Source organism: Cupriavidus neocaledonicus (genome assembly GCF_000372525.1).
Lineage (GTDB): Bacteria > Pseudomonadota > Gammaproteobacteria > Burkholderiales > Burkholderiaceae > Cupriavidus > Cupriavidus neocaledonicus.
This window is the reverse complement of the sequence record NZ_AQUR01000105.1, coordinates 290,261-313,261: the sequence shown is the minus strand read 5'-3', so window position 1 is coordinate 313,261 and position 23,001 is coordinate 290,261. Positions and strand designations below refer to the sequence as shown.

The following is a 23,001-nucleotide window of genomic DNA, read 5'->3' as shown; positions in this document are numbered from 1 at the left end:
CACAGCGCTGGTCAGGCGTGCCAGGACACCAGGCCGGTGTACGCGGTCAGCAGCACCACGATGCCGAAGGCGATGCGGTACCACGCGAACGGCTTGAAGTCATGCGTGGCGACGAAACGCAGCAGCCAGCGCACGCACAAGAAAGCGGACAGGAAGGCAAAGACGAAGCCGACCGCGAAGATGCCGAGGTCGTCAGCGTTGAGCAGCGCGCGCGCCTTGTACAGCTCATAGACGGTGGCGCCGAAGATCACCGGGATCGCCAGGAAAAACGAGAACTCGGTGGCCACCTTCCGCGACAGCCCGAACAGCATGCCGCCGATGATGGTGGCACCCGAGCGCGAGGTGCCCGGCACCAGCGCGAAGCACTGCGCCAGCCCGACCTTGAGCGCATCGCGCCAGTTCAGGTCGTCGACCGACTCGATGCGCGGCGCGCCGGCCTTGGCGGCTTCCAGCAGCGCGTTGCCCTGCGGATGCGAGACCGTGCCGCGGCGCGCGTCGCGCCATTCGGCCAGCAGGATCACCACGCCGCCGACGATAAAGGCCAGCGCGACCGAGATCGGGTTGAACAGGTGGGCCTTGATCCATTTGCCGAAGATAAACGCCAGCACGATCGCCGGCACCGACGCGATCACCACGTTGGCGGCAAAGCGCTGCGACAGCGGGTCGTCGCGCAGGCCGCGCACCACCTTGCCGATGCGCGCGCGGAACTCCCAGCACACCGCCAGGATGGCGCCGAACTGGATCACGATCTCGAAAATCTTGCCCTTCTCGTCGTTGAAGTCGAGCAACTGGCCGGCCAGTATCAGGTGGCCGGTGCTGGAAATGGGAAGAAACTCGGTCAGGCCTTCGACGATGCCGAGGATCACGGCCTTCAGCGCTAGTGCGATTTCCATGCGGAACGAAAGAGACGTAGTCACGGGCGTTGTCCGGCGTGCCGGACCGCCCGCATTGTTGTTCGATTCGCCCCCGGTCAGGGACGGTTGATCTTGACGTTGATGCCGTCGGGCAAAACGGTGATTGTACCGGGCTCGACGTGCGTGCCGGCAATGCGCAGCTGGTCTTCGCGGAAGGTATAGAGCGGATAGCCCTGCAGCAGCTGCTCGGCCAGGATGCCGCCCAGCGCGTTGAGCTGGCGCGAGAACTGCGCCGGCATGCCCTGCACGTCGAAGCGCTTCACTTCCGGATCCTGCAGCACCACCGAGCGGGTGGTCTCGTCATAGCGCAGCCCGCTGTCCAGCGCGAAGCGGCCGCTCAGGGCCTGGCTGAAGAACAGCTTGTTGTCGATGGTGGCGTCGAACTGCACGTTGACGCGGTTGCGCACCGAGTCCAGCGTCAGCTGCGGGTTGGTGAGCTGGATGTCGAACAGCTCCATGTAGCGCTTGTTGAACGGGAACTTGCGCTCCAGCGCCGCCTGCAGCTGGCTTTGCGAGAACGTGTACTCGCTGCGAAAGGCGCCGCACGCGGCCAGCCCCACGGCCAGGGTGGCCGCGGCCGCAGCGGCGAGCCAGCGCCGTCGGGAAGTCCGGATCATGTTGCCTCCGATTGCGGGATTCAGGAACGATTGCCAGCGCCCGTGCCGCGCCGGGCCTTTCAGGCATGCGCTTGCGGCGCGGTCAGGATCTCGAGCCGGGCCAGCCATTGCAGCGCCGCCTGGCGCGACTCGCCGCACATCTCGGCCGACGGCTTCAGGCCGCCGCAGAATGCGGGCCGCTCAGGGCGGCCGAACACCGCGCAGCGCATGTCGGGCAGCAGCTGTGCGCACGGCACGCCCGCCGGCTTGCCGTCCGGCATGCCGGGCAGCGGCGAGGCGATCGATGGCGCGATACAGCAGGCGCCGCAGCCCGCGCGGCAGGAAAGGTCTGACCGGCAACTCATGACGAAGGTTCGGGGATCGGCAACCGCCGAGGTTGCCAGCACAAAGCCGACATTGTGCCCGAAGGGCCGCGGGCGTCCTGTAAGAAAAGGAAAACGCCGTAAGCGCTGCGCAGGCTCCGAGACCAATTCCGCGCATCTTTCATCACATGGAGCAGAACGGTTTTGCTCGGCCTGCCCTGGTGCATGCCCGTGCTTGACCCCCTGTGGGGCCTCATCTACATTACTGACCCACAAGTTATTAACTTTTCCACGCGCCCCTCGTGCCCCGCAGTCTTCGCAAACCCGCCGTGACCAAGCCACCCGCCGACCCGCACAAGGACGCTGACAGCCCGCGCTGGAGCCGGCGCAAGGCGGCGCGGCCGCAGGAGTTGGTAGCAGCGGCGCTGGACCTGTTCGTCGAGCGCGGCTATGCCGCCACGCGCCTGGAAGACGTGGCCGCCGCGGCCGGCGTTTCCAAGGGCACGGTGTACCTGTATTTCGCCAACAAGGAAGAGCTGTTCAAGTCGGTGGTGCGCGAGAACCTGGTGCCGACACTGGCGCGCGGCGCCGACCTGGTCGATGCCTACCAGGGCAGCACACCTGAGCTGTTGCGCGAACTGCTGCGCGGCTGGTGGGGCCTGATCGGCGCTACGCCGGTGGCCGGGCTGACCAAGCTGATCATGGCGGAGTCGGCCAATTTCCCGGACATCGCGCGTTTTTATGACCAGGAGGTGATGGTGCCGGGCGACGAGTTGTTCGCCAAGGTGCTGGCGCGCGGCGTGGCGCGCGGCGAGTTCCGCGCGCTGCCGGCCAACCCGACCACCACGCTGATCTGCGCGCCGCTGGTATTCCTGATGATGTGGCAGCGCGCGCTGCGCGCCACCGCCGAGAAAGACATCGATCCCGAGGCCTTCCTCGATGGCCTGCTCGACACGCTGCTGTTCGGGCTGACCACCGGCGAGGCCCGCAATCGCCCGCTGCCGCCGCAGCACGGCCCTTATATCTGGGAAGTCATCCGCGACGAGACGCTGGCGCAACGCGCCGCCGCGATGGCCGACGCGATCGCCACCGATGGCGATCCCGCCCCTGCCGCGCCGCGAGCCGGCACCCCGACATGAAGCGCAAGACCCTGCTGATCACCGCCGCCTGCGTGGCCCTGGCGCTGAGCGCCACGGTGGCCGTGCGCAAGGCCGGCAGCGCGCGGCAGCCGCAAGTCGCGGCACCGGCCGCCAATATCGTCGAGTTCCTGCAGACCGACCTGGTGCGCGTGGCGCGCCAGGACCTGCAGCTGTCGCTGCCGCTGTCGGGAAGCTTGCGCGCGCTGAACCAGGCCTCGGTCAAGGCCAAGGTCTCGGGCGAAGTGAAGCAGGTGCTTGTGCGCGAAGGCGAGCCGGTGCGCGCCGGACAGGTCATCGTGCGCATCGACCCGGCCGAATACGAGGCCCGCGGCGCGCAGGCGCGCGGGCAGATGCTGGCCGCGCGTGGCCAGTTCGAGAATTCGCGCCAGACCTGGGAACGCAACCGCGAGCTGGTCGACAAGGGCTTTATCTCGCAGACCGCCTTCGAAAAGTACCAGTCGGACCTGGCCGTGGCGCGCGCCAACCTCGACGCCGCCCAGGGCGGGTTGGCGGTGGCGCAGAAGGCGCTGGCCGATACCGTGGTCAAGGCGCCGCTCGACGGCATGGTGGCCGCGCGCGCGGTGCAGCCGGGCGAGAAGGTGTCGCCGGATACGCGCCTGGTCGACGTGGTCGACCTGCGCGTGCTGGAGCTGGAAGCGCCGATCCCGATGGCCGACGTCGCGCGCGCCGCGGTGGGCCAGCCGGTGGCGCTGGAAGTGGAAGGCGCCGGCCGCTTTGCCGGCAAGCTGGTGCGCATCAACCCGGCGGTCAGCGAGGGCACGCGCAGCATCATGGTCTATGTCCGCGTCGACAATGCCGACCAGGTACTGCGCGCGGGCATGTTCGCGCGCGGCGCCCTGGTGCTGGGCCAGCGCGCCGCGGTGGTGGCGGTGCCGGTGTCGGCGGTGCGCACCGAGGGCGAACGCGCCTTCGTCTATGCCATCGAGCGCGACACGCTGGCGGAACGCCCGGTGCAGCTCGGCCTGCGCGACGAAGCCAACGGCATGGTGGAAATCGTCTCCGGCCTCGACGCCGGCGCCGAGATCGTGCGCAACAACCTGGGCACGCTGCGCAGCGGCAGCCAGGTCNGGCNCGTCAAGNCCTGACNGNANNGAGGACGCGCNCCATGTGGTTCACCCGCCTGTCGATCCGCAACCCGGTGCTGGCCACCATGATGATGATGGCCTTCATCGTGGTCGGGCTGTTCTCTTACCAGCGGCTGCCGGTCGACCAGTTTCCCGACATCACCTTCCCGGTGGTGGTGGTGCAGACCGAATACCCGGGCGCCGCGCCGGAGTCGGTCGAGTCCGACGTCACGCGCAAGGTCGAGGAGATCGTCAATACCATCTCCGGCATCGACGAGATCTTTTCGCACTCGTACCAGGGCACTTCGGTCGTCGTGATCAAGTTCGACCTGAGTGTCGATGTCGGCCAGGCCGCGCAGGACGTGCGCGACAAGATCGCGCTGATCCGGCCGCAGTTCCGCGACGAGGTCAAGGAACCGCGCGTGCTGCGCTATGACCCCTCGGACGCGCCGATCTTCTACCTGTCCGTCTCCAACGCGCCGGGCGCCAGCCGCAGCCAGCGCGAGCTGACCACCATCGCCGACCAGATCGTGCGCAAGCGGCTGGAAACCGTACGCGGCGTCGGCGCGATCAATCTCGTCGGCGGCACCAGGCGCGAGGTCGAGATCCGCATCCGGCCGGCGCAGCTGGAGGCGCTGGGCATCGGCGTCGACCAGGTGATGAACGCGATCCGCAACGAGAACCAGGAATTGCCCGCGGGCGAACTGCGTTCCTCGGCGACCGAGACCGTGGTGCAGATCAAGGGCCGCGTGCCCACGCCGGACGCGTTCCGCCAGATCATCGTCGCGCGCCGCGCCGGCCAGCCGGTGACGCTGGGCGAGATCGCCGACGTGCGCGACGGCCAGGAAGAGCAGGAAAGCCTGGCGCTGCTCGACGGCAAGCGCGCGCTGTTCCTGTCGGTGGTAAAGGCGCAGGGCCAGAACACCGTCGATACCGTCGACGGCCTGGTGCGCATGACCGACGAGGTGCGCAAGCTGGTGCCNGCCGGCGTGCANCTNANNGTGGTCAACGACACCGCGCGCGGCATTCGCAGCAGCGTGAAGGAGGTGCGCTCGACACTGCTGGAAGGCGCCTTCCTGACCGTGGCGATCGTGTTCCTGTTTCTGGGCTCGTGGCGCAGCACGGTGATCACCGGGCTGACGCTGCCGATCGCGCTGATCGGCACCTTCGGCGTGATGTACCTGTGCGGCTTCACCCTCAACGTGATCACGCTGATGGCGCTGTCGCTGTGCGTGGGCCTGCTGATCGACGATGCCATCGTCGTGCGCGAGAACATCGTGCGCCACAACCTGATGGGCAAGGACCACCGCAGCGCGGCGCTGGACGGCACCAACGAGATCGGGCTGGCGGTGCTGGCCACCACCTTCTCGATCGTCGCGGTGTTCCTGCCGGTGGGTTTCATGGGCGGCATCATCGGGCGCTTCTTCCACCAGTTCGGCATCACCGTGGTGGCGGCGGTGCTGATCTCGATGTTCGTCTCGTTCACGCTGGACCCGATGCTGTCCTCGGTCTGGCATGACCCCGACCTGCACGGCACCGGCAACCAGCGCAGCTGGTACGGACGCACCGTGGGGCGGCTGCTGGACTGGTTCTCGGCCCGCATGGACCGGCTTGGCGACGGCTATGCCGGCATGCTGGGCTGGGCGCTGAAGCACCGCCTGGCCACCGCCGTGATCGCCGCCGCAACGTTCGTCGGCAGCTTTGCGCTGGTGCCGCTGATCGGCACCGAGTTCGTGCCCAATGCCGACCTCGGCGAGACCCAGGTCGGCTTCACCACGCCGGTCGGGACCTCGCTCGACGTCACCGAAGCCAAGGTGCGGCAGGTGGAAGCCGCGCTGAAAAGCTTCCCCGAAGTCGCCTACACCTACGCCACCATCAACTCGGGCAACGCCTCTGGCCGCAATAACGCGCTGGTGTCGGTACGCCTGACCGAACGCCGCGCGCGCACCCTGACGACCGCGCAGCTCAACCCGCTGATCCGCCAGCGCCTGGCCGGCATTGCCGGCATCACGCTGACCATGGTCGGCATGCCCGACGGCGCCGGCGGGCAAAAGGCGATCCAGGTGTCGATCCAGGGCGACGATCTCGACGAGCTGCGGCGCCTGTCGCGCGAAGCCAGCGCCCGCATGGCGGCGATTCCCGGCCTGACCGACCTGGATTCGAGCATGAAGGACGACCGCCCCACCATCGAGGTCCGCATCCGGCGCGAGCTGGCCTCGGACCTGGGCGTGGGCGTGGCGCAGATCGGCAATGCGCTGCGGCCGCTGCTGGCCGGCGATGCCATCAGCTCCTGGCGCGCGCCAGACGACGAGAACTATGACGTGCGCGTGCGCCTGCCGAAGGACGCGCGCACCGGCATGGCCGACCTCAGTGCGCTGATGATCGCCAGCAGCCACGCCAATGCCGACGGCTCGCCCAAGATGGTGCCGCTGCGCCAGATCGCCGAACTGGTGCCCACCACCGGCGCCAACCAGATCAGCCGGCGCGACCTGAACCGCGAGGTCGAACTGACCGCCAACGTGGCCGGGCGCTCGGCCGGCGAAGTCGCGCGCGACATCAAGGCCGCGCTGGACGGCGTCAACTGGCCGGCCGGCTACAAGTACCGCTTCGGCGGCTCGACCAAGTCGATGAACGAGTCGTTCGGCTACGCCGTGTCGGCGCTGGCGCTGGCGGTGATCTTCATCTACATGATCCTGGCCTCGCAGTTCGCCAGCTTCTTCCAGCCGATCGCCATCATGACCTCGCTGCCGCTGACGCTGGCCGGCGTGTTCGCGGCGCTGCTGCTGTTCGGCTCGACCCTGAACATGTTCTCGATCATCGGTTTCATCATGCTGATGGGGCTGGTGACCAAGAATGCGATCCTGCTGGTGGACTTTGCCAACCAGGCGCGCCAGGGCGATGTGGACGGCACCCATGGGCGCGAGCCACTGTCGCGCGAGGCGGCGCTGATCGAAGCCGCGCGCGTGCGGCTGCGCCCGATCCTGATGACGACGCTGGCGATGATCTTCGGCATGGTGCCGCTGGCCTTCAGCCTGGGCGAGGGCGCCGAGCAGCGCGCGCCGATGGGACAGACCGTGATCGGCGGCATCATCACCTCGTCGATCCTGACGCTGGTGGTGGTGCCGGTGATCTATACGTACCTTGATGATTTCGGCGCGTGGCTGCGCCGGTTGTGGCACGGCAAGGCGCGCGCCACCCCGGCTGCGCCCGCTCAGGCCGGGGCCGGCCAGCCCGCGGCGGCCAAACGCCCGGCCCCGGCCGAGGCCAGCGCGGAATGAGCCCGGAGGCGGCCGCAAGGTTAAAATAGCGGGTTTGATAAGACTGTCCGGCCGTGGCACCGCGCGGCCGGCGCACAGACCGACAGCGGTTGGCATTGGTAAGGAATGGCAAGATGGATCTCGAAAAAGCCCGATTCAACATGATCGAACAGCAAATCCGCCCGTGGGACGTGCTGGACCAGGAAATCCTGGACCTGCTGGCGGTGGTCAAGCGGGAGCAGTTCGTCCCGTCCGCCTACGCCTCGCTGGCGTTCGTCGACATGGAGATTCCGCTGCCCGCCGGGCAGAACATGCTGGCGCCGCGCGTCGAAGCCCGCATCCTGCAGGACCTGGCCGTGCGCAAGCATGAGACCGTGCTCGAAATCGGCGCCGGCTCCGGCTACATGGCCGCGCTGCTGGCCAACCGCGCCCGCCACGTACTGACGGTCGACATCGTGCCCGAGCTGGTCGAACTGGCCCGCACCAACCTGGCCAACGCCGGCGTCACCAACGTCGACGTCGCCGAAGGCAATGCCGCCGACGGCTGGGCCGCCGCCGCGCCCTATGACGTGATCTGCATCTCCGGCTCGCTGCCGGCGATCCCGCCGTCGATCCTGGCGCAGGTGAAGGTGGGCGGGCGTATCGCCGCCTTCGTCGGCGAACTGCCGGTGATGGAAGCGCGCCTGGTCACGCGCGTATCCGAGACCGAGTACCAGGTCGTCAACCTGTTCGAGACCGCGGTCAAGCCCCTGCAGGGCGCGGCCCGGCCCTCGCAATTCCAGTTCTGAGGACGTACCGCCATGCAGGTCATCCAAGCGACCGAACTGGCCCGGTGGCTGGCCGACGCCAGCCGCGCCAAACCGGTCCTGCTCGACGTGCGTGAAGGCTGGGAGGTGCAGACCTGCGCCCTGCCCGGCATCACCCACATCCCGATGCGCGACATCCCGGCGCGCGCCGCCGAACTCGACGAAGACGCCGACATCGTCTGCATCTGCCACCACGGCGCACGCAGCATGCAGGTGGCGGCCTACCTGGAGCGCCAGGGCTACGGCAAGGTTTACAACCTGACCGGCGGCGTCGACGCCTGGGCCAGCCAGGTCGACCCCGCCATGCCGAAGTACTGACGCGGCAGCCAGCGCAGCAATACGAAGAAAAAACGACTGTCGGCCGCGGCACCCACCGCGCCCACCTGGAGGTGTCATGACGTTTGCGCCCAACGCCCAGCCCGGAGCGATCCGGACGCGCCTGGCGATCGCGGCTTCCCTGCTCGCCCCGCTGCTGGCCATGCTGCCCGCGGCGCCCGCCGGCGCGGCCGACCTGCTGCAGGTCTATCGCGATGCGCAAGCCAATGACGCCCAGTTCGCCAGCGCGCGCGCGCAGCTGCTGGCCACGCGCGAGAAGCTGCCGCAGGGCCGCGCGGGCCTGCTGCCGCAGGTGGTGGGTACCGCCGGCGCCAACCGCACCAAGCTCGACCAGACCGCTTCGCTGCCGATCGGCGGCGCACCCAGCGCCTCGGGCACGCGGTTCTTCAACAACAACAACTGGCAGCTGCAACTGAGCCAGCCGCTGTTCCGCTGGGACCGCTGGGAAACCTACAAGCAAGGCGAGCTGGCCGCGCAGGCGGGCGAAGTCACCTTCCACCAGGCCGAGCTCGACCTGATCACGCGCAGCGCGCAGGCCTACTTCGACGTGCTGGCGGCACAGGACAACCTCTACCTGGCGCGCGCGCAGAAGAAGGCCATCTCAGAGCAGCTGGAACAGGCCAGGCGCAATTTCGAGGTCGGCACCGCCACCATCGTCGACGCCAACGACGCCCAGGCCCGCTTCGACCTGGCCACCTCGACCGAGATCGCCGCGCAGAGCGACCTGGAGATCAAGCGCGCCACGCTGCAGCAGATCACCGGCAAGCCCGTCGACGAACTGATGGGCCTGCGCGCCGAAGCGCCGATCCCCGGACCCCAGCCGCCCGATGTCAACGCCTGGGCGGCGCAGGCCGAGACCAGCAATCTGCAGGTCAACCTGGCCAGCTACAACCTCGAAACCGCGCAGCGCGAGACCAACAAGGCCAAGGCGGGGCACCTGCCGTCGGTGGACCTGGTGGCCTCGTACGGCTTCAACAACCAGACCGGCAGCGCCACGCAGGCGATCTCGACGCACTACAACGCGTCGCAGATCGGCGTGCAGCTGACCCTGCCGATCTTCGCCGGCGGCCAGATCCAGTCGCGCGTGCGCGAGACCCTGGCGCTGGCCGACAAGGCCGCCAGCGACCTGGAATTCGCCCGCCGCACCGCCGCGCAGACCGCGCGCCAGACCTACTCCGGCGTCTCCAACGGCCTGGCCCAGGTCAAGGCGCTGGAGGCGGCCGAGCGCTCGGCCACCAGCGCGGTGGAATCCAACCAGCTCGGCTATGAAGTGGGCGTGCGCATCAACATCGACGTGCTCAACGCCGAAGCCCAGCTGTTCTCCACCCGCCGCGACCTGGCCAAGGCGCGCTACGACACCATCATGAACGGCCTGCGCCTGAAGGCTTCCACCGGGGTACTGCAGGAAGAGGACGTGGTGCAGATCAATACCCTGCTGACCTCGTCGCCGGGGGCGCTGTACAAGCTGCCGGTGCCGGCGCAGGCGGGCGCGAAGGCCCCGGCAAAGGCGGCTGCCGCAGCGGATCGCCGCGGTGCGCGGCGCGACGGCGGAACGCCGCGCTCCTGATCCAACGGGCCGCAACCGCGGCCCGTTTTCCTTGTCTGCTCCCCTCTCCCATTTATGGGCGAGGGGCGGGGGAGAGGGCCGGCGCCTCAACGAAGTGATACGTCACCATGCTTGGCAAACGCCGGTCCTCTCCCCCAACCCCTCTCCCGCAAGCGGGAGAGGGGAGTCAACCAGCGCATTTTCGCCGCACCACACCGACAGCTACTGCGCACGTGTCCGTGACTCGACCTTCAACAGCTGCCAGCGGATCGCCGACGCATCCGCCGGCGGGTTCGGCACCTGGTATTCGCGCACGCGCAGCCGGTACGACACCCCGGGCTCGAAATCCAGCCCCTCGATCGGCCCGTACCACAGCTGCCACGGCGCATCCGGCGACTCGCGCCAGCGGTAGCACGTCATCTTGCCGACACCCGTGCACTCGACGCGCTGCGAGTCGATATAGACAGTCTTCTCGACGCCTGCGGCCTCCACGCGCGCACCGCGCTTGCCCACGCCCTCGCGCTCGACGAACTGCAGCAGGTCGCCATCCACGGTCTTCCAGATGATCTGCCGGCCGGTACTGGCCGCCGACGGCTGCGTACCCACGGTGGCAAACGGCGTCTGCATCGCCTTCAGCAGCGCCGACTCCAGCGCCATGCGCGGCGGCGGGCAAGCCATGCGCGTGCCGGCGATGCGGTCGAAGCGGATGCCGGTCTCGGTCTTGCCATAGCTGCCGCTGAAGCGATTGCAGCCGCTGGTGCCGCTGACCGTGCCCTGCGCGGCATCGATGCCCTCGTTGAACTCGAACATGATCGGCTGGCCATTGTCGCCGTGCGGGATCTCGCGCAGCGAGCCGTCAGGCTGCTGCCAGCGCACCAGTTCCCAGCGGCTCGGGCCGGACGGCTGGGTCTGGTTCAGGTTGGTGCCGGCCGACGGAAGGTTGGGCGCGGTCGCGGTGGTGCAGGCGCCGAGCACGGCGGCGACCAGCACGGCGGCCGCGCCGCGGCCGGCGAGCGCGAAGGGAATCAGGCGGTTACGGCTATGCATAAGAACTCCTGTTGCAGGGCTGCCCCGGGGCGCCCATAGCGATGTCATTGATGCATGTGACAAGCAGCATGCCGGAAAGTGCACCCCGGCCATAGACCTTCAGTTTAGCAAGCCGATCCGGCAAGGCCCGGCGAAGCGCCCGACCCTCCACATACATCCTGTAACGGGTAGTCACGCTCGTCCGGCTAGGATTCGGAACTCCTGGAAATGCCACCGTGGCCATCCGATATAATCGCTTCGCCCCAAGCCGCAATGCCGGCGCCGGGCACCGCTCCTCAGGAGACGGCGACAATAATAAGACGGACGGAACGGCACGCATCGCCCATGCACCCACCTTCCTCCGGAAACCTTTCTCCATGCTCTTGATGACGAGATTGCAAGGGTCCCTACCGTTGGGGATCGACAAAGCTCTGTACCTGAGCGCCTGTGTTGTCCTGGCTGCGTTTCCCGCGCTGATGTTCGTCAAGCCGTCGCTCAGCAACACCTGCTTCGGGTTGTTGCTGGGATGGAGCGCCATTGCCCTGGCTGCCGGCGGCCGCGCCGGCCTGGCGGAATATGGCGCGATCCTGCGCCGCTACTGGCCCTTCATGCTGGCCATGGCGGCGCTGCCGCTGGCCGTGCTGATCCAGCAACTGCTGAGCGGGGCCGAAGACCCGCATGTGCCCTATCTTTACCTGCGTTTTGCCTTGTTCATCCTCCTGGTCCCCGGCATGCTGCGCCTGGGCCGGCGCGGCATGCAGAGCATCCAGTGGGGCTTCGTGGCGTGTGCCCTGATATCCGCCCTGTGGCTGCACGAAGTCGCCGCGGCCGGCCGCCCCAGCCATGTCGGCTTCTCCAATGTCATTCCCTTCGGCAACCTCGCCCTGCTGACCGGCATGCTCGCCGTGATCTCGATCGGCTGGAACCGCCCGGGCGATCATTGGCTGGCCGGCCTGAAACTGCTGGCCGGCTTCGCGGGCCTGTATGCGTCATACATGAGCGGCACCCGCGGCGGCTGGCTGGCCATTCCGGTGCTGGCACTGATCGCGCTGGCGGCCTCGCGCAGGCTGACGCGGCTGCACAAGGCCGGGGTGTTGGTGGGGCTGGCCGGGGTGATGGCGCTGGGGTGGTTCAGCAGTGCGATCGTGCAGCAGAGGACGGCCGCGGTTGTATCGGAACTGTCTCAATTTGTTCAGCATGTAACGTCGGATACCTCGATCGGGATTCGCCTTCAGCTCTGGCGCACGTCGCTTGAACTGTTCCAGGCCCATCCCTGGACCGGCGTCGGGCCAGAACACTTCGAAACGACCCTGCAGACCCTTGCCGCGCAGCACGTGATCACGCCGTTGGCCGCGACCATGCCGCATTCTCACAATGAAGTGCTGCATGCCGCAGCCACGCTCGGCATTCCGGGATTGCTGGCGATCCTTGCGCTGTACCTCGTGCCAGCGGTGTTCTTCCTGCGCCACCTTCGCGGCACCGACCGCGGCACGCGCGTCGCCAGCGCCATGGGCCTGGCCCTGTGCTGCGGCTTCATGGTGTTCGGGCTGACCGAGGTCATGTTTGCCACGACGCTGGTCAATGCCTTCTATAGCCTGGTCATGGCGTTTTGCTTTGCCTACGTTGTCGCGCGCCAAAGCAAACTGCCGGCACCCGCAACGCCTTGAACCAAAAGCCGCGGCGCCATATCTGCTTCCTCACCGGCACCCTGAATGCGATGGCCGGCGCGGAGCGGATGACCGCCACCATCGCCAACGCGCTGGCAGCAGTGGGACACCACGTCACCATCCTGAGCCTCTGGGACACGTCCAGCCAGTTTCCGCTGCACCCTGAGGTGCGGCATGAAGCGGTGTTCGCGCAACGCCCCTCGTTCAGGCGCGCCTATTTCGCCACCATTGCCGGCATCCGCCGGCACTGCGTTGCGCATGGCATCGATGTCCTGGTGCAGGTGGACCCCATGCTGGAACTGTTCGTGCTGCCTGCCACCGCCGGCCTGGGCCTGCACCATATCGCCTGGGAGCACTGCCACTTCGACGAGGACCTGGGCAAGCCTGCGCGCAAGCTGGCACGCCGGCTGGCGGCCCGTTTCTGCCGCCAGGTGGTGGTACTGACCGAGCGTGACCGCAGCCGCTGGCTCGAAGCCCTGCGGCCGCGCAGCGAGGTGGTGTGCCTGCCGAACCCGCTGCCCTTTGCACTGCCGGATACGCCGGCGCCACGCGCGCAAAGGACAGTGCTGGCCATGGGCCGGCTGGTCTCGGCCAAGGGATTCGATGTGCTGCTGCGTGCCTGGAAAATGGTGGCAGCGCAGGCGCCGCAATGGCAGCTGGTGATCCATGGCGAAGGCGAGCAGCGTCCAGCGCTGGCGGCATTGATCCGGGAACTGGGGCTGGAACACAGCGCGAGCCTGCCCGGTATCTGCCACGACCCTGTGCAAACCTATGGCAGTGCATCGGTGTTCTGCCTGAGTTCGCGCTATGAGGGCTTCGGGCTGGTGCTGATCGAAGCGATGGCCTTCGGGCTGCCGATCGTATCGACCGATTGCGAGACCGGCCCGCGCGAATTACTGGAGCCGGGCCGGGACGCGCTGGTGGTCCCGACCGACGACGCCGACGCCTTGGCCAGTGCGCTGCTGGCCGTGATCGGCGAGCCGGAACTGGCGGCAAGGCTGGGCGCGAGCGGCCGCCAGAAGGCCGGCCAATTCGCGCTGGAGCGCATTGCGCTGCAGTGGGACGCCCTGGTGCGGGCACCAGGATAGCCGTCCGTCAGCCTTCCAGCGCCGGTGCGACTGCTGCGAGCGTGCGCACCGTGGCGCCCCGATGCAGGCCCGAGAAGGTCTGCGCATGCGCGCGCATCTCAGCCAGGCGCGCCGGATCTGCCAGCACGCTGGCCGCGGTACGCACCAGCACGTCGGCATTGTCGACACGCAGGCATGCGCCCGCGGCAATCGCATCCTCGGTCGCCTGCGCAAAGTTGAAGGTGTGCGGCCCGATCAGCACCGGGGTGCCGACGGCGCAGGCTTCGATCAGGTTCTGCCCGCCCAGCGGCAACAGGCTGCCGCCGATAAACGCCAGGTCCGACGCGGCAAAGTACATGGCCATCTCGCCCATCGAATCGCCCAGCACGATGTCGGCCGTCAGCGGCGACCGCACGCGATCAAGATCCAGATTGCTGCGGCGTTCGACCGAAAACCCGGTGCGCGCCGCCATCGCGGCCACTTCGTCGAAACGCTGCGGGTGGCGCGGAATCAGCAGCAGCGCCGGCCGGGGCACGCCCGGCGCCAGCGATTCCCAGCGCGAGAAGGCGTCGAGCAGCATCGCCTCTTCGCCCTCGCGCGTACTGGCCGCCGCCAGCACCGCGCGCGCGCCGAAGGCATGGCGCAGCTGCCCGCCCAGCGCCACGCCGGCCGGCGCGGGCTGCATGTCGAACTTGAGGTTGCCGGTGATCTGCACCGCCGGCACACCCAGTGCGCGAAAGCGCTCGGCGTCGCCGGCGGTCTGTGCCAGCACGCCGGCAAAGTCGCGGTACATCGCCGCCGCGGCGCGGCCGAAGCGTGCCGTGCGCCGGTAGCTGCGCGGCGACAAACGCGCATTGACCAGGTACAGCGGCACGCCTGCCCTGCGCGCGCCATGCACCAGGTTCGGCCACACCTCGGTCTCCATCAGCATGCCCACCTGCGGCCGGAAATACCGCATGAACCGCCGCACCAGCCATGGCAAGTCGTACGGCAGGTAGCACTGCACCACGCGCGGCTCCTTGCCAAACAGCTGGGCGCCGGTCTGGCGGCCGGTTGGCGTCATGTGCGTCAGCAACAGGCGATGATGCGGATGCGCGGCCAGCAGCGCCTCGACCAGCGGCTGGGCGGCGCGGGTCTCGCCCACCGACACGGCGTGGACCCATAGCCACGGCCCCGGCTTCGGCAGGCCGCCATAGGCACCGAGGCGTTCGCCGACATGCTGCAGGTAGCCGGGCTCCTTGCGCGCACGCCAGGCCAGGCGCAGCAGCGCCAGCGGCAGCACCACCACCCACAACAAGCTGTACAGGAGGCGCAACATCAGGCGGCCACTCCGCGCACGCGGCAGGCCGCCTCGTAGACTTCATCGACCGACGGCACCACGCCGTCGTCGCCGACATTGGCAATGCGTTCCGACCAGTAGCCTTCGGTCTTCCAGCGCCAGGTGGCGGTATAGATTTCCACGGTGGGCCGGCACAGCGCCGCGGCGATATGGACCAGCCCGGTATCGACGCCGATCACGACTTCGGCGCGATTGATCAGGCCAAAGCCCTGCATCACCGAGAAGCGCGGCAACACCCTGGCGCCCGGCACGCCGGCAGCGATGGCTTCGGCAGCCTGGCGCTCCTTGTCATTGCCCCATGGCAACAGCATCACCAGGCCATCTTCAACCAGACGCTTGCCCAGCGCGTGCCAGTTCTGCACCGCCCACTTCTTGCGCGCTCCCGCGGTCGCATGGAAGCACACGGCATAGCGCGCCGGCAGATCCGCCCATAGCGGATCGTCGACAGACAGCGTCCGCGCACCCTGCCCGAAAAACAACGGCGGCTCCGCCGGCGCGGCCCCGGTCAGCGCCGCGCCCAGCAAGCGCGAGCGCCGCACCGAATGGGTCTGGCGCGGCACGGCCACGGGGTCGGTATAGAGCAGCCGCGCCGCCGGTTCATAGCCCGAGCCCTGCGTGGCATTGCCAAGCCCGATGATGGGCGCGCCCGACGCGCGCGCGGCGACGCGTGCGACCACCGCGGTCTTGAGCAAGCCCTGGCTTTCGATCACGGCGTCATAGCGTTGCTCGCGCAAGGCGTCGCGCACCGCGCCGATCTCGCGCCAGGTGCCGCCTTGCAGCAAGCGCTTGCGCCAGCGCCGCAGCGCAAACGGGATCACGCGGCGCACCTCGGGCAGCAGGCGCACCAGCTCAACGTAGCCTTCTTCGACGACCCAGTCGATCTCGGCGCCAGGCCAGCGCGCGCGCAAGTCGTGCACCAGCGGCATGTTGTGCACCACGTCGCCGAGCGACGATACCTTGACCAGCAGGATGCGCGGCCGCTCCGGCAGCGCAAAAGGCACCGCGGCCGGCATGGGCTGTGCCACACCGGCCGCGTCAGACGATGCCGCAGGCACCGTCGCGCCCTCAGAACGGGAGCTGAGCATCCGGCTTCTCGGCGAGGATCACGCGCTTGAATTCCGCCTGGATGCGCGCCAGCGCGGCGTCGTTGTCCGCTTCGAAACGCATCACCACCACCGGCGTGGTATTGGACGGACGCGCCAGGCCAAAGCCGTCGGCATATTCCACCCGCACGCCGTCGATGGTGATCACTTCGCGCGCGCCCTCGAACTTTGCATTGGCGCGGATCTTGTCGAGCAGCGTAAAGGGTTCGCCCTCGGCGCACTTCAGTTGCAGTTCAGGGGTGTTGTTGGCGTTCGGCAGCGCGTTCAGCACCGCGCTGGGATCCGCGTGGCGCGACAGGATTTCCAGCAGCCGCGCGCCGGTGTACAGGCCATCGTCAAAGCCGTACCAGCGGTCCTTGAAGAAGACATGGCCGCTCATTTCGCCGGCGATCGGCGCGCCGGTTTCCTTCAGCTTGGCCTTCACCAGCGAATGGCCGGTCTTCCACATCAGCGGCTCGCCGCCATGCTGGCGGATCCACGGTGCCAGCTTGCCGGTGCACTTGACGTCGTAGATCACCTGCGCACCGGGGTTGCGCGACAGGATTTCCTCGGCGAACAGCATCAGCTGGCGGTCCGGGAAGATCACCTGCCCGTCCTTGGTCACCACGCCCAGGCGATCGCCGTCGCCATCGAAGGCGAGGCCCAGTTCGCAGTCGGTCTCGCGCAGGGTCTTCATCAGGTCCTGCAGGTTTTCGATATGCGCGGGATCGGGATGGTGGTTGGGGAAGTTGCCGTCGACCTCGCAGAACAGCTCAACCACTTCGCAGCCCAGGCCGCGGAACAGGTCGCCGACAAAGGCGCCGGCCACGCCGTTGCCGGCATCGAGCGCGATCTTCATCGGCCGCGACAGCTTGACGTCGCCCAGGATCCGGTCGAGATACTTCGCGCGCACATCAACCTCCTTGTACGCGCCCGCGCCTTGGGTGAAAGCACCGGCCTCGATGCGCTTGCGCAAGTCCTGGATCTGCTCGCCGTAGATGGCCCGGCCCGCCAGCACCATCTTGAAGCCGTTGTAGTCGGGCGGGTTATGGCTGCCGGTGACCATGATGCCCGAGGTGGGGCGTACGCCGTCGATCTCGATATTGGGCGCGAAATAGACCATCGGCGTGGCCACCATGCCGAGGTCGAGCACGTCCAGCCCGGTGGCGCGCAGGCCCTCGACCAGGCCACCGATCAGGTCCGGACCGGAAAGCCGGCCGTCACGGCCGACGGCGATGGAAGTCTCGCCAAGCTCCACGGCGGCGGAGCCGAACGACAAGCCGATCTGGCGCGCGACATCGCGGGTGAGCGTTTTGCCCACGATGCCGCGAATGTCATAGGCTTTGAAGATGGAAGGATCGATTTGCATGAAGGGTCCTGAGTTGCTTGTCGTCCGCGCCACACCTGGCCAGCTGGCCGATGCGGCGCCCCAAAGGCAGCTATTTTGCCGGATTGCGGCGGGCCCGGGCGGTATAATCGCCGCATTATCACGGATGGACACAATTTTCGGAGTCTGTCCTACATCCCGCGGTGCCCGGCCTCGCGCTCAGGGGTATTTTGCGCCGCCGCGGAACCCGCGGCGGACCCCTATCCGTCACGAAACGTACACAGCCTTGAATCCATCCGCGCAACCGTCGTCCCGACCTCGCATTGCCTACCTCATCACCAATGCGGAGATCGGCGGCGCGCAGTCGCATGTCGCCGACCTGCTGCGCTCGACGGCCGGCAAGGCAGATACCGTGCTGCTCGCGGGCGGCGAAGGCCCGCTCTTCGAGATCGCGGCACGCACCGGCGCGCACGCCATCCGGCTGACGCGGCTGGACAATGCCTTGTCGCCCTGGCGCGCCATCCATGCCCTGCGTGAACTGGTCGGTGCATTGAAGCAGGCCGCGCCCGACCTGATCCATGCGCACAGCGCCAAGGCGGGCGCCCTGGGCCGCATCGCCGGACTGTTACTCGGCATACCCGTGGTCTATACCGTCCACGGCTTTGCCTTCAAGCCCGAAGCCCCACCGCGCCAACGCGTGGCCGCGCGCGTGGCGGAGTGGTTGCTGGCCCCGCTGGCGGCGCGCGTGATCTGCGTCGCGCAAGCGGAACGACACCTGGCCCGCTCGCTTCCGCTTCCCGCCGAACGCATCTCGGTCATTCCCAACGGCATCCCCGATACACCCCATCGCGCCGACCCGCAAGCCCCCCTGCGAAGGATTGTGATGGTCGCGCGCTTTGCCGCGCCCAAGCGCCAGGATGCGGCGATTCGCGCGTTCGCGCGCGCAGGGCTGGAGTCGTGCGTGCTGACCCTGGTCGGAGACGGCCCGCAGCGGCACGCCATGCAGCAACTGGCGCAACAGCTTGCCCCGGGACGCGTGGAGTTTCCCGGCAACGTCACGGAAGTGCCGGCGCTGCTGGCTTCGGCCCAGGCCTTTGTACTGGCGTCGGATCACGAAGGCTTGCCGCTGTCCGTGCTCGAGGCGATGCGGGCCGGACTGCCGGTGGTCGCCTCGGACCTGCCTGGCATCCGCGAGCAACTTGAAGACGACCGGTACGGGCTGCTGGTCGATCACGATGACGAGCATGCCTTCGCCGCAGCGCTGCGCCGGCTTGCCGACGACGGCGCCCTGCGCGCTGCGCTCGGCCACGGCGCGCGCCAACGGTGGGAGCAGTGCTATGGCCTGGAACGCATGACCGACGCCACCTGGTCCGTCTACCGCGACGCCCTCGCCCAAACGCCCCGCGCCGCGCGGGTGCCGACATCATGACCAGCAAGGCCGACAGCATGCGGCACCGCGGCCTGCGCATGCGCACCGGTGGCTCCGAGACCGTGCGCCGCGTCAGCCGGATGGTGGCCTGGGCCGTGCTCGGCCTGGCGCTGTTCGCGCTCAGTGCGGTCGGCGCCGAAATGGCGCACCGCGCCGGCATCGTGACCTATGTGTTCACACGCACCCTGCTATGGTCCGTCGTGCCGTACCTGGTCGCGTTCATGCTGCTGCATCGCTCGCTGCATTTGCCGGCGATGGAAGGCAACAGCCTGGCCGGGCTTGCCGCGACCCTGCCGTTCTGCGGCCTGCTCTTTGTGTTTGCCGCCTTCCATATCGAATACTCGCGCGGCGCGCTGCTGCTGTCCTACCTGATCACGCTGGCATGGCTCTGGACCGGCTATCGGCGCTTCGTGCAGAACTACGTGCCACTGTTCGGCTATACCGATCCCGGTACGCTGGCGCAGCTGGACGCCATCCTCGCCATGCCCGGCGCCGCGGCGCCGGCCCGCATCCGCTTTGAACCGGTGGGCTCGCTGGAGGACGCCAGGCATTTCGACGGCCTGATGGTAGAGCGCAGCGCCACCGGCGATCCCGAACGCACACGACTGCTGGCGCACTACAAGATGAGCCATGTCCGCATGTACTCCGTCGAGCGTGTCGGCGAAATGCTGACCGGCCGCGTCGGCCTGGCGCACATCGACGAGAACTTCCTGGACGACTACGCCGCGCACTACCTCTACGGCTACCTGAAGCGTGCGATCGATATCGTGGCGGTCGCCTGCCTGGCACCGCTGGCCGTGCCGCTGGGGTTCGCCGTTGCACTGGCCATCCGGCTCGAAACCCCCGGTGGCGCCATTTTCCGGCAGCAACGCGTGGGCCTGTTCGGCAAGCCCTTTGTCATGCTCAAGTTCCGCAGCATGGGCGTCGACGCCAGCGCGCCCGCCCTGTTCGCGGCACGCCGCGATCCGCGCGTGACGCGGGTCGGCCGCTTTATCCGCAAGTACCGCCTGGACGAGATCCCGCAACTATGGAACGTGCTGCTCGGGCATATGAGCCTGATCGGCCCGCGGCCGGAACAGGCACCCATGGTCGAGCGGTTTTCCGAGACCATCCCCTATTACCCGTACCGGCACCTGGTGCGGCCCGGGCTTTCCGGCTGGGCGCAGGTGCAGCAAGGCTATGCCGGCAGCCACGAAGAAACCGTGACCAAGCTCAGCTATGACCTCTATTACGTCAAGCATTGTTCGCTGGCACTGGACCTGCTGATCGGGGTGAAGACGCTCAGGACCCTCGCGACCGGTTACGGAGCCCGCTGATGGGCAGCGTCGACGACACTGCCGCGCCGGCGCCATTGCGCATCCTTGTCATCACCACAGGCCTCAAGCTGGGCGGCGCCGAGCAGCAGATTGCGGCGCTGGCGCGCGCCTTCCTGGCACTGGGCAACGAGGTCGCCATCCTCAGCCTGACGCAGGGGCAGGAAATCGACTTGCCTGCTGCCATCCACGTCACCGAACTGGACATGCGCAAGACTCCGCTGTCGATGTTGGCGGCGCTGCGCAAGGCCCGCCTGCTGGTGCAGCAGTGGCGCCCGGATGTCATCCACGCCCATATGGTCCACGCCAACCTGTTCGCACGGGTGCTGGCCAGATCGGGACGCATGCCGCCAGTCATCTGCTCGGCGCACAGCGCGCGCGAAGGCGGGCGCCTGCGTGCCCTCGCCTACCGCCTCACGGACCGCTGGTGCGCCCTGACGACCCACGTCAGCGACGCCGGCCGCCTGGCGATGGTGGCCAGTGGCGCCGTGCCGGACGGGCGCGTGATCGTGATGCCGAACGGCATCGATACCAGCCGCTTTCGCCCGGACCAGACTTCGCGCGAACAGACCCGGCGCAACCTTGGCCTGGGGCCTGACGACCGGCTCGTCCTCAACGTCGGCAGGCTGGTACCGGAGAAGGACCAGGCCATGCTGATCGAAGCCTTCGCCGAGGTCAGCCGCGACATGCCTAAGGCACGGCTCATGATTGCCGGAGACGGTCCGTTGCGCGATGCGCTGGCGCATCAGGTCGCCCGGCACGATCTGAATCATGCCGTACTGTTGGCCGGCGCCCGTAACGACATCCCGGAGCTGCTGCGCGCCGCCGATGTCTTCGTGCTGTCTTCGCGCATCGAAGGCATGCCGCTGGCGGTGGGCGAAGCGCTGGCCAGCGGGCTGCCAGTCGTGGCGACCGCCGCGGCCGGCGTATCCGAACTGGCGGGAGACACCGCCACGCTGACACCCACTGGAAATCCGCAGGCGCTCGCGAGCGCCTTGCGCAACGCCATCGCAGGCCTGCCCGGCACCGAAACCGAACGCGACCGTCGCCGCCAGCGTATCGTCGGCCATTTCGACGTGAACGGTGTGGCGCGGCAATGGCTGGCGCAATACCGTAGCCTGAGGAAACAGCCCTGATGCGCCGCAAAGTTGCAGGCAACCTGCTGTGGATGCTGGCCGACCGCGGCTTGCAGGTGGTCGTGGGCATCGGCGTGGTGGCCATGCTGGCGCGGGCGCTGGGCACCGAGGGGTTCGCGCATTTTCAGTATGCGCAGTCGCTGGTGTTTATTGCGGCGTCGATACCGTTGATCTGTTCGGCGGAGGTGGTGGTGCCGCGGCTGGTGGCGCGGCCAGATCCAGGAGCCATGCACGCGCTGCTCACCCATGCCTTTGCGATCCGCCTGACCGCAGGCATTGCCGGCTATGTACTGATGAACGCCTACCTGGCATTCACGCAACAGCCAGCTGACACGTGGATCCCCGCAGCCATCCTCGGCACCGCCATCATGCTGCGCGAACCATTCGGCGTGGTCATTGCATGGATGCAGGCGCGTACGCATAACCGGCCGAACGTGGTTTTCAATCTATCCGCGCTGGCGTTCAAGACCGCATTGGTCGCCTTGCTCTTCGTGGCTGGCGTTAAAGCGGTGCCATCCTACGCTACCGCCTTTGCTGTGGAGCCGCTCGTTGCGGCGCTGCTTCTGGCCTGGTACTACTTGTACCGCTCGCCGCGCGTCATCCCATCGTACCAGCCGCCGCTGGCTCGCGAGCTGGTGCGCGACGGCGCTCTGTTCTGGATCAGCTTCATGCTGATGGTCGCAGCGCGCCGGGCCGATCAGCTGATCCTCAAGCCCGTCGTGCCGCTTGCAGAGCTTGGCGCCTATGCGGCCACGATGCAGGTGCTGGACAACTTCACCACCATCGCGACCATTCTGGCGGCTGGCGTGGCGCCGATCTACGTGTTTGCACAGAAGTCGAATACGACCGCGCGTCGCAACGTGCTTCGCGTCACCGCCGGCATGGCGGCAGTCGGGCTCTGCGGTGCGGGCCTCATTGCAATCTGTGCCGAATGGATCGTCGCCCTGCTCTATGGCCAAGCTTTTGGCCAGGCCGTTGTCCTGTTGCGGCTTGCCGCGCTGGCATCGACGCTGGTCTTTGCGGATGTCGGGCTTAGCCTGCTGCCGATCTACTTGCGCAAGCCGCGATGGGTGGCGGTGAAATGGGCGCTGGTGCTCGTCACGACGGTAGTCGTCAATGTCATTGCCGTGCCGGGCCTTGGCACGCGGGGCGCAATCCTGGGATACGCTGTGGGCAATGGGGTGGCTGTCTTATTCGGCCTTGCTTTGGTTCTTGCCGCCGGCCGGAAATGGCAGTCGCCACTTCCTCCGCCCGATTCTACCCGGGTCTTGCCCTGAGCCAGCCAAGCCCCGCACCACCAGCAGAACGCATCGGCGCCAGGGAAAAGGGCTGCCCTTTGGCAAGCCGCACACGGTTCGCAGCGATCCTGCTTGTCACGATATGGTTGCCGATTCCGCCGGTGCTCCACTCCACAATAACGGTTTACGCCTTACCGGCGATGTTGTTTCTTCTAAGTTTCTTTTGTTTCAAAAGCGCACATAGAGCCGGCGGTGACCATCTCATCAGTAACATGACGGATTAAGCGTTGCTCACCAGGGGCAATAGGGGCATTCATTTCGACACCGGCGAGAAAACCGCTCCATACCGGTCGGCAAAGGTGACCCTACGGCCGC

General features: G+C 67.7%; 19 protein-coding genes. 12 read left to right on the top strand and 7 right to left on the bottom strand.

What is annotated here, in order from left to right:
- Positions 1–11 precede the first annotated feature (11 nt).
- From A3AG_RS0125550 to A3AG_RS0125540, 3 genes are all read right to left on the bottom strand, one after another.
- Positions 12–893, bottom strand: coding sequence for an undecaprenyl-diphosphate phosphatase (locus tag A3AG_RS0125550; RefSeq protein WP_018008131.1), 882 nt, complete (start codon positions 891–893; stop codon positions 12–14).
- A 77-nt stretch (positions 894–970) separates the two neighbouring features.
- Entirely contained in the window at positions 971–1,531 is a 561-nt protein-coding gene (locus tag A3AG_RS0125545; protein WP_018008130.1) for a DUF1439 domain-containing protein, read from the bottom strand.
- Between the two features lie 59 nt (positions 1,532–1,590).
- Entirely contained in the window at positions 1,591–1,875 is a 285-nt protein-coding gene (locus tag A3AG_RS0125540; protein WP_018008129.1) for a YkgJ family cysteine cluster protein, read from the bottom strand.
- Between the two features lie 260 nt (positions 1,876–2,135).
- Here A3AG_RS0125540 and A3AG_RS0125535 point away from each other — a divergent pair, with 260 nt between their 5' ends.
- From A3AG_RS0125535 to A3AG_RS0125510, 6 genes are all read left to right on the top strand, one after another.
- Entirely contained in the window at positions 2,136–2,972 is an 837-nt protein-coding gene (locus tag A3AG_RS0125535) for a TetR/AcrR family transcriptional regulator (protein ID WP_018008128.1), read from the top strand.
- A complete protein-coding gene (locus A3AG_RS0125530; protein ID WP_018008127.1) occupies positions 2,969–4,078 on the top strand; it encodes an efflux RND transporter periplasmic adaptor subunit in 1,110 nt (369 codons plus the stop codon). The genes A3AG_RS0125535 and A3AG_RS0125530 overlap by 4 nt, the downstream gene beginning before the upstream one ends.
- A 20-nt stretch (positions 4,079–4,098) precedes the next feature.
- The gene (locus A3AG_RS0125525) at positions 4,099–7,335 is read left to right on the top strand and encodes an efflux RND transporter permease subunit (protein ID WP_018008126.1); all 3,237 of its coding nucleotides are present in this window, start codon (positions 4,099–4,101) and stop codon (positions 7,333–7,335) included.
- A gap of 113 nt (positions 7,336–7,448) precedes the next feature.
- Positions 7,449–8,102, top strand: coding sequence for a protein-L-isoaspartate O-methyltransferase family protein (locus A3AG_RS0125520; protein WP_018008125.1), 654 nt, complete (start codon positions 7,449–7,451; stop codon positions 8,100–8,102).
- A 12-nt stretch (positions 8,103–8,114) separates the two neighbouring features.
- Positions 8,115–8,438, top strand: coding sequence for a rhodanese-like domain-containing protein (locus A3AG_RS0125515; RefSeq protein ID WP_018008124.1), 324 nt, complete (start codon positions 8,115–8,117; stop codon positions 8,436–8,438).
- A gap of 76 nt (positions 8,439–8,514) precedes the next feature.
- Complete coding sequence (locus A3AG_RS0125510) at positions 8,515–10,023, top strand: TolC family outer membrane protein (protein WP_018008123.1); 1,509 nt, start codon at positions 8,515–8,517, stop codon at positions 10,021–10,023.
- Positions 10,024–10,224: 201 nt separating this feature from the next.
- Here A3AG_RS0125510 and A3AG_RS0125505 read toward each other — a convergent pair whose 3' ends face one another.
- Positions 10,225–11,049: an META and DUF4377 domain-containing protein gene (locus A3AG_RS0125505; RefSeq protein WP_018008122.1), complete on the bottom strand. Its 825-nt coding sequence runs from the start codon at positions 11,047–11,049 to the stop codon at positions 10,225–10,227.
- A gap of 215 nt (positions 11,050–11,264) precedes the next feature.
- Between A3AG_RS0125505 and A3AG_RS0125500 the strand changes: the two genes are divergently transcribed.
- Both A3AG_RS0125500 and A3AG_RS0125495 read left to right on the top strand, forming a co-directional pair.
- Positions 11,265–12,695, top strand: coding sequence for an O-antigen ligase family protein (locus A3AG_RS0125500; protein WP_240619962.1), 1,431 nt, complete (start codon positions 11,265–11,267; stop codon positions 12,693–12,695).
- Positions 12,692–13,783 carry a glycosyltransferase family 4 protein gene (locus A3AG_RS0125495; protein ID WP_018008120.1) on the top strand — a complete coding sequence of 364 codons (1,092 nt, stop codon included), beginning with the start codon at positions 12,692–12,694 and terminating at the stop codon, positions 13,781–13,783. Before A3AG_RS0125500 ends, A3AG_RS0125495 begins: the two co-directional genes overlap by 4 nt.
- Positions 13,784–13,790: 7 nt before the next feature.
- Here the strand turns inward: A3AG_RS0125495 and waaA are convergent, their stop codons facing one another.
- Genes waaA through A3AG_RS0125480 form a run of 3 tightly spaced genes read right to left on the bottom strand, consistent with a single transcriptional unit; the run spans position 13,791 to position 17,552 of the window.
- Positions 13,791–15,080 (bottom strand): lipid IV(A) 3-deoxy-D-manno-octulosonic acid transferase, encoded by a 1,290-nt coding sequence (waaA, locus tag A3AG_RS0125490; RefSeq protein ID WP_018008119.1) that lies wholly within the window; start codon positions 15,078–15,080, stop codon positions 13,791–13,793.
- Positions 15,080–16,186, bottom strand: coding sequence for a lipopolysaccharide heptosyltransferase I (waaC, locus tag A3AG_RS0125485; protein WP_018008118.1), 1,107 nt, complete (start codon positions 16,184–16,186; stop codon positions 15,080–15,082). The genes waaA and waaC overlap by 1 nt, the downstream gene beginning before the upstream one ends.
- Positions 16,167–17,552 (bottom strand): phosphomannomutase/phosphoglucomutase, encoded by a 1,386-nt coding sequence (locus A3AG_RS0125480; RefSeq protein ID WP_018008117.1) that lies wholly within the window; start codon positions 17,550–17,552, stop codon positions 16,167–16,169. Before A3AG_RS0125480 ends, waaC begins: the two co-directional genes overlap by 20 nt.
- A gap of 124 nt (positions 17,553–17,676) precedes the next feature.
- Here A3AG_RS0125480 and A3AG_RS0125475 point away from each other — a divergent pair, with 124 nt between their 5' ends.
- From A3AG_RS0125475 to A3AG_RS0125460, 4 genes are read left to right on the top strand one after another with little or no spacing between them, the layout of a single operon-like run.
- Positions 17,677–18,939, top strand: coding sequence for a glycosyltransferase family 4 protein (locus tag A3AG_RS0125475; protein WP_018008116.1), 1,263 nt, complete (start codon positions 17,677–17,679; stop codon positions 18,937–18,939).
- Positions 18,936–20,255 (top strand): sugar transferase, encoded by a 1,320-nt coding sequence (locus A3AG_RS0125470; RefSeq protein ID WP_018008115.1) that lies wholly within the window; start codon positions 18,936–18,938, stop codon positions 20,253–20,255. Before A3AG_RS0125475 ends, A3AG_RS0125470 begins: the two co-directional genes overlap by 4 nt.
- Entirely contained in the window at positions 20,255–21,388 is a 1,134-nt protein-coding gene (locus A3AG_RS0125465; RefSeq protein WP_018008114.1) for a glycosyltransferase, read from the top strand. Before A3AG_RS0125470 ends, A3AG_RS0125465 begins: the two co-directional genes overlap by 1 nt.
- The gene (locus A3AG_RS0125460; protein ID WP_018008113.1) at positions 21,388–22,665 is read left to right on the top strand and encodes a lipopolysaccharide biosynthesis protein; all 1,278 of its coding nucleotides are present in this window, start codon (positions 21,388–21,390) and stop codon (positions 22,663–22,665) included. Before A3AG_RS0125465 ends, A3AG_RS0125460 begins: the two co-directional genes overlap by 1 nt.
- The last annotated feature ends 336 nt before the right edge of the window (positions 22,666–23,001 follow it).

Excerpts from the sequence above, each read along its gene's own strand:
- A3AG_RS0125470 (WP_018008115.1), top strand. The coding sequence starts at position 18,936 with ATGACCAGCAAGGCCGACAGCATGCGGCACCGCGGCCTGCGCATGCGC.
- A3AG_RS0125520 (WP_018008125.1), top strand. The coding sequence starts at position 7,449 with ATGGATCTCGAAAAAGCCCGATTCAACATGATCGAACAGCAAATCCGC.
- waaC (WP_018008118.1), bottom strand. The coding sequence starts at position 16,186 with ATGCTCAGCTCCCGTTCTGAGGGCGCGACGGTGCCTGCGGCATCGTCT.
- A3AG_RS0125545 (WP_018008130.1), bottom strand. The coding sequence starts at position 1,531 with ATGATCCGGACTTCCCGACGGCGCTGGCTCGCCGCTGCGGCCGCGGCC.
- A3AG_RS0125540 (WP_018008129.1), bottom strand. The coding sequence starts at position 1,875 with ATGAGTTGCCGGTCAGACCTTTCCTGCCGCGCGGGCTGCGGCGCCTGC.
- A3AG_RS0125480 (WP_018008117.1), bottom strand. The coding sequence starts at position 17,552 with ATGCAAATCGATCCTTCCATCTTCAAAGCCTATGACATTCGCGGCATC.
- A3AG_RS0125550 (WP_018008131.1), bottom strand. The coding sequence starts at position 893 with ATGGAAATCGCACTAGCGCTGAAGGCCGTGATCCTCGGCATCGTCGAA.
- A3AG_RS0125460 (WP_018008113.1), top strand. The coding sequence starts at position 21,388 with ATGCGCCGCAAAGTTGCAGGCAACCTGCTGTGGATGCTGGCCGACCGC.
- A3AG_RS0125475 (WP_018008116.1), top strand. The coding sequence starts at position 17,677 with ATGGACACAATTTTCGGAGTCTGTCCTACATCCCGCGGTGCCCGGCCT.
- A3AG_RS0125505 (WP_018008122.1), bottom strand. The coding sequence starts at position 11,049 with ATGCATAGCCGTAACCGCCTGATTCCCTTCGCGCTCGCCGGCCGCGGC.
- A3AG_RS0125465 (WP_018008114.1), top strand. The coding sequence starts at position 20,255 with ATGGGCAGCGTCGACGACACTGCCGCGCCGGCGCCATTGCGCATCCTT.
- A3AG_RS0125510 (WP_018008123.1), top strand. The coding sequence starts at position 8,515 with ATGACGTTTGCGCCCAACGCCCAGCCCGGAGCGATCCGGACGCGCCTG.
- A3AG_RS0125515 (WP_018008124.1), top strand. The coding sequence starts at position 8,115 with ATGCAGGTCATCCAAGCGACCGAACTGGCCCGGTGGCTGGCCGACGCC.
- waaA (WP_018008119.1), bottom strand. The coding sequence starts at position 15,080 with ATGTTGCGCCTCCTGTACAGCTTGTTGTGGGTGGTGGTGCTGCCGCTG.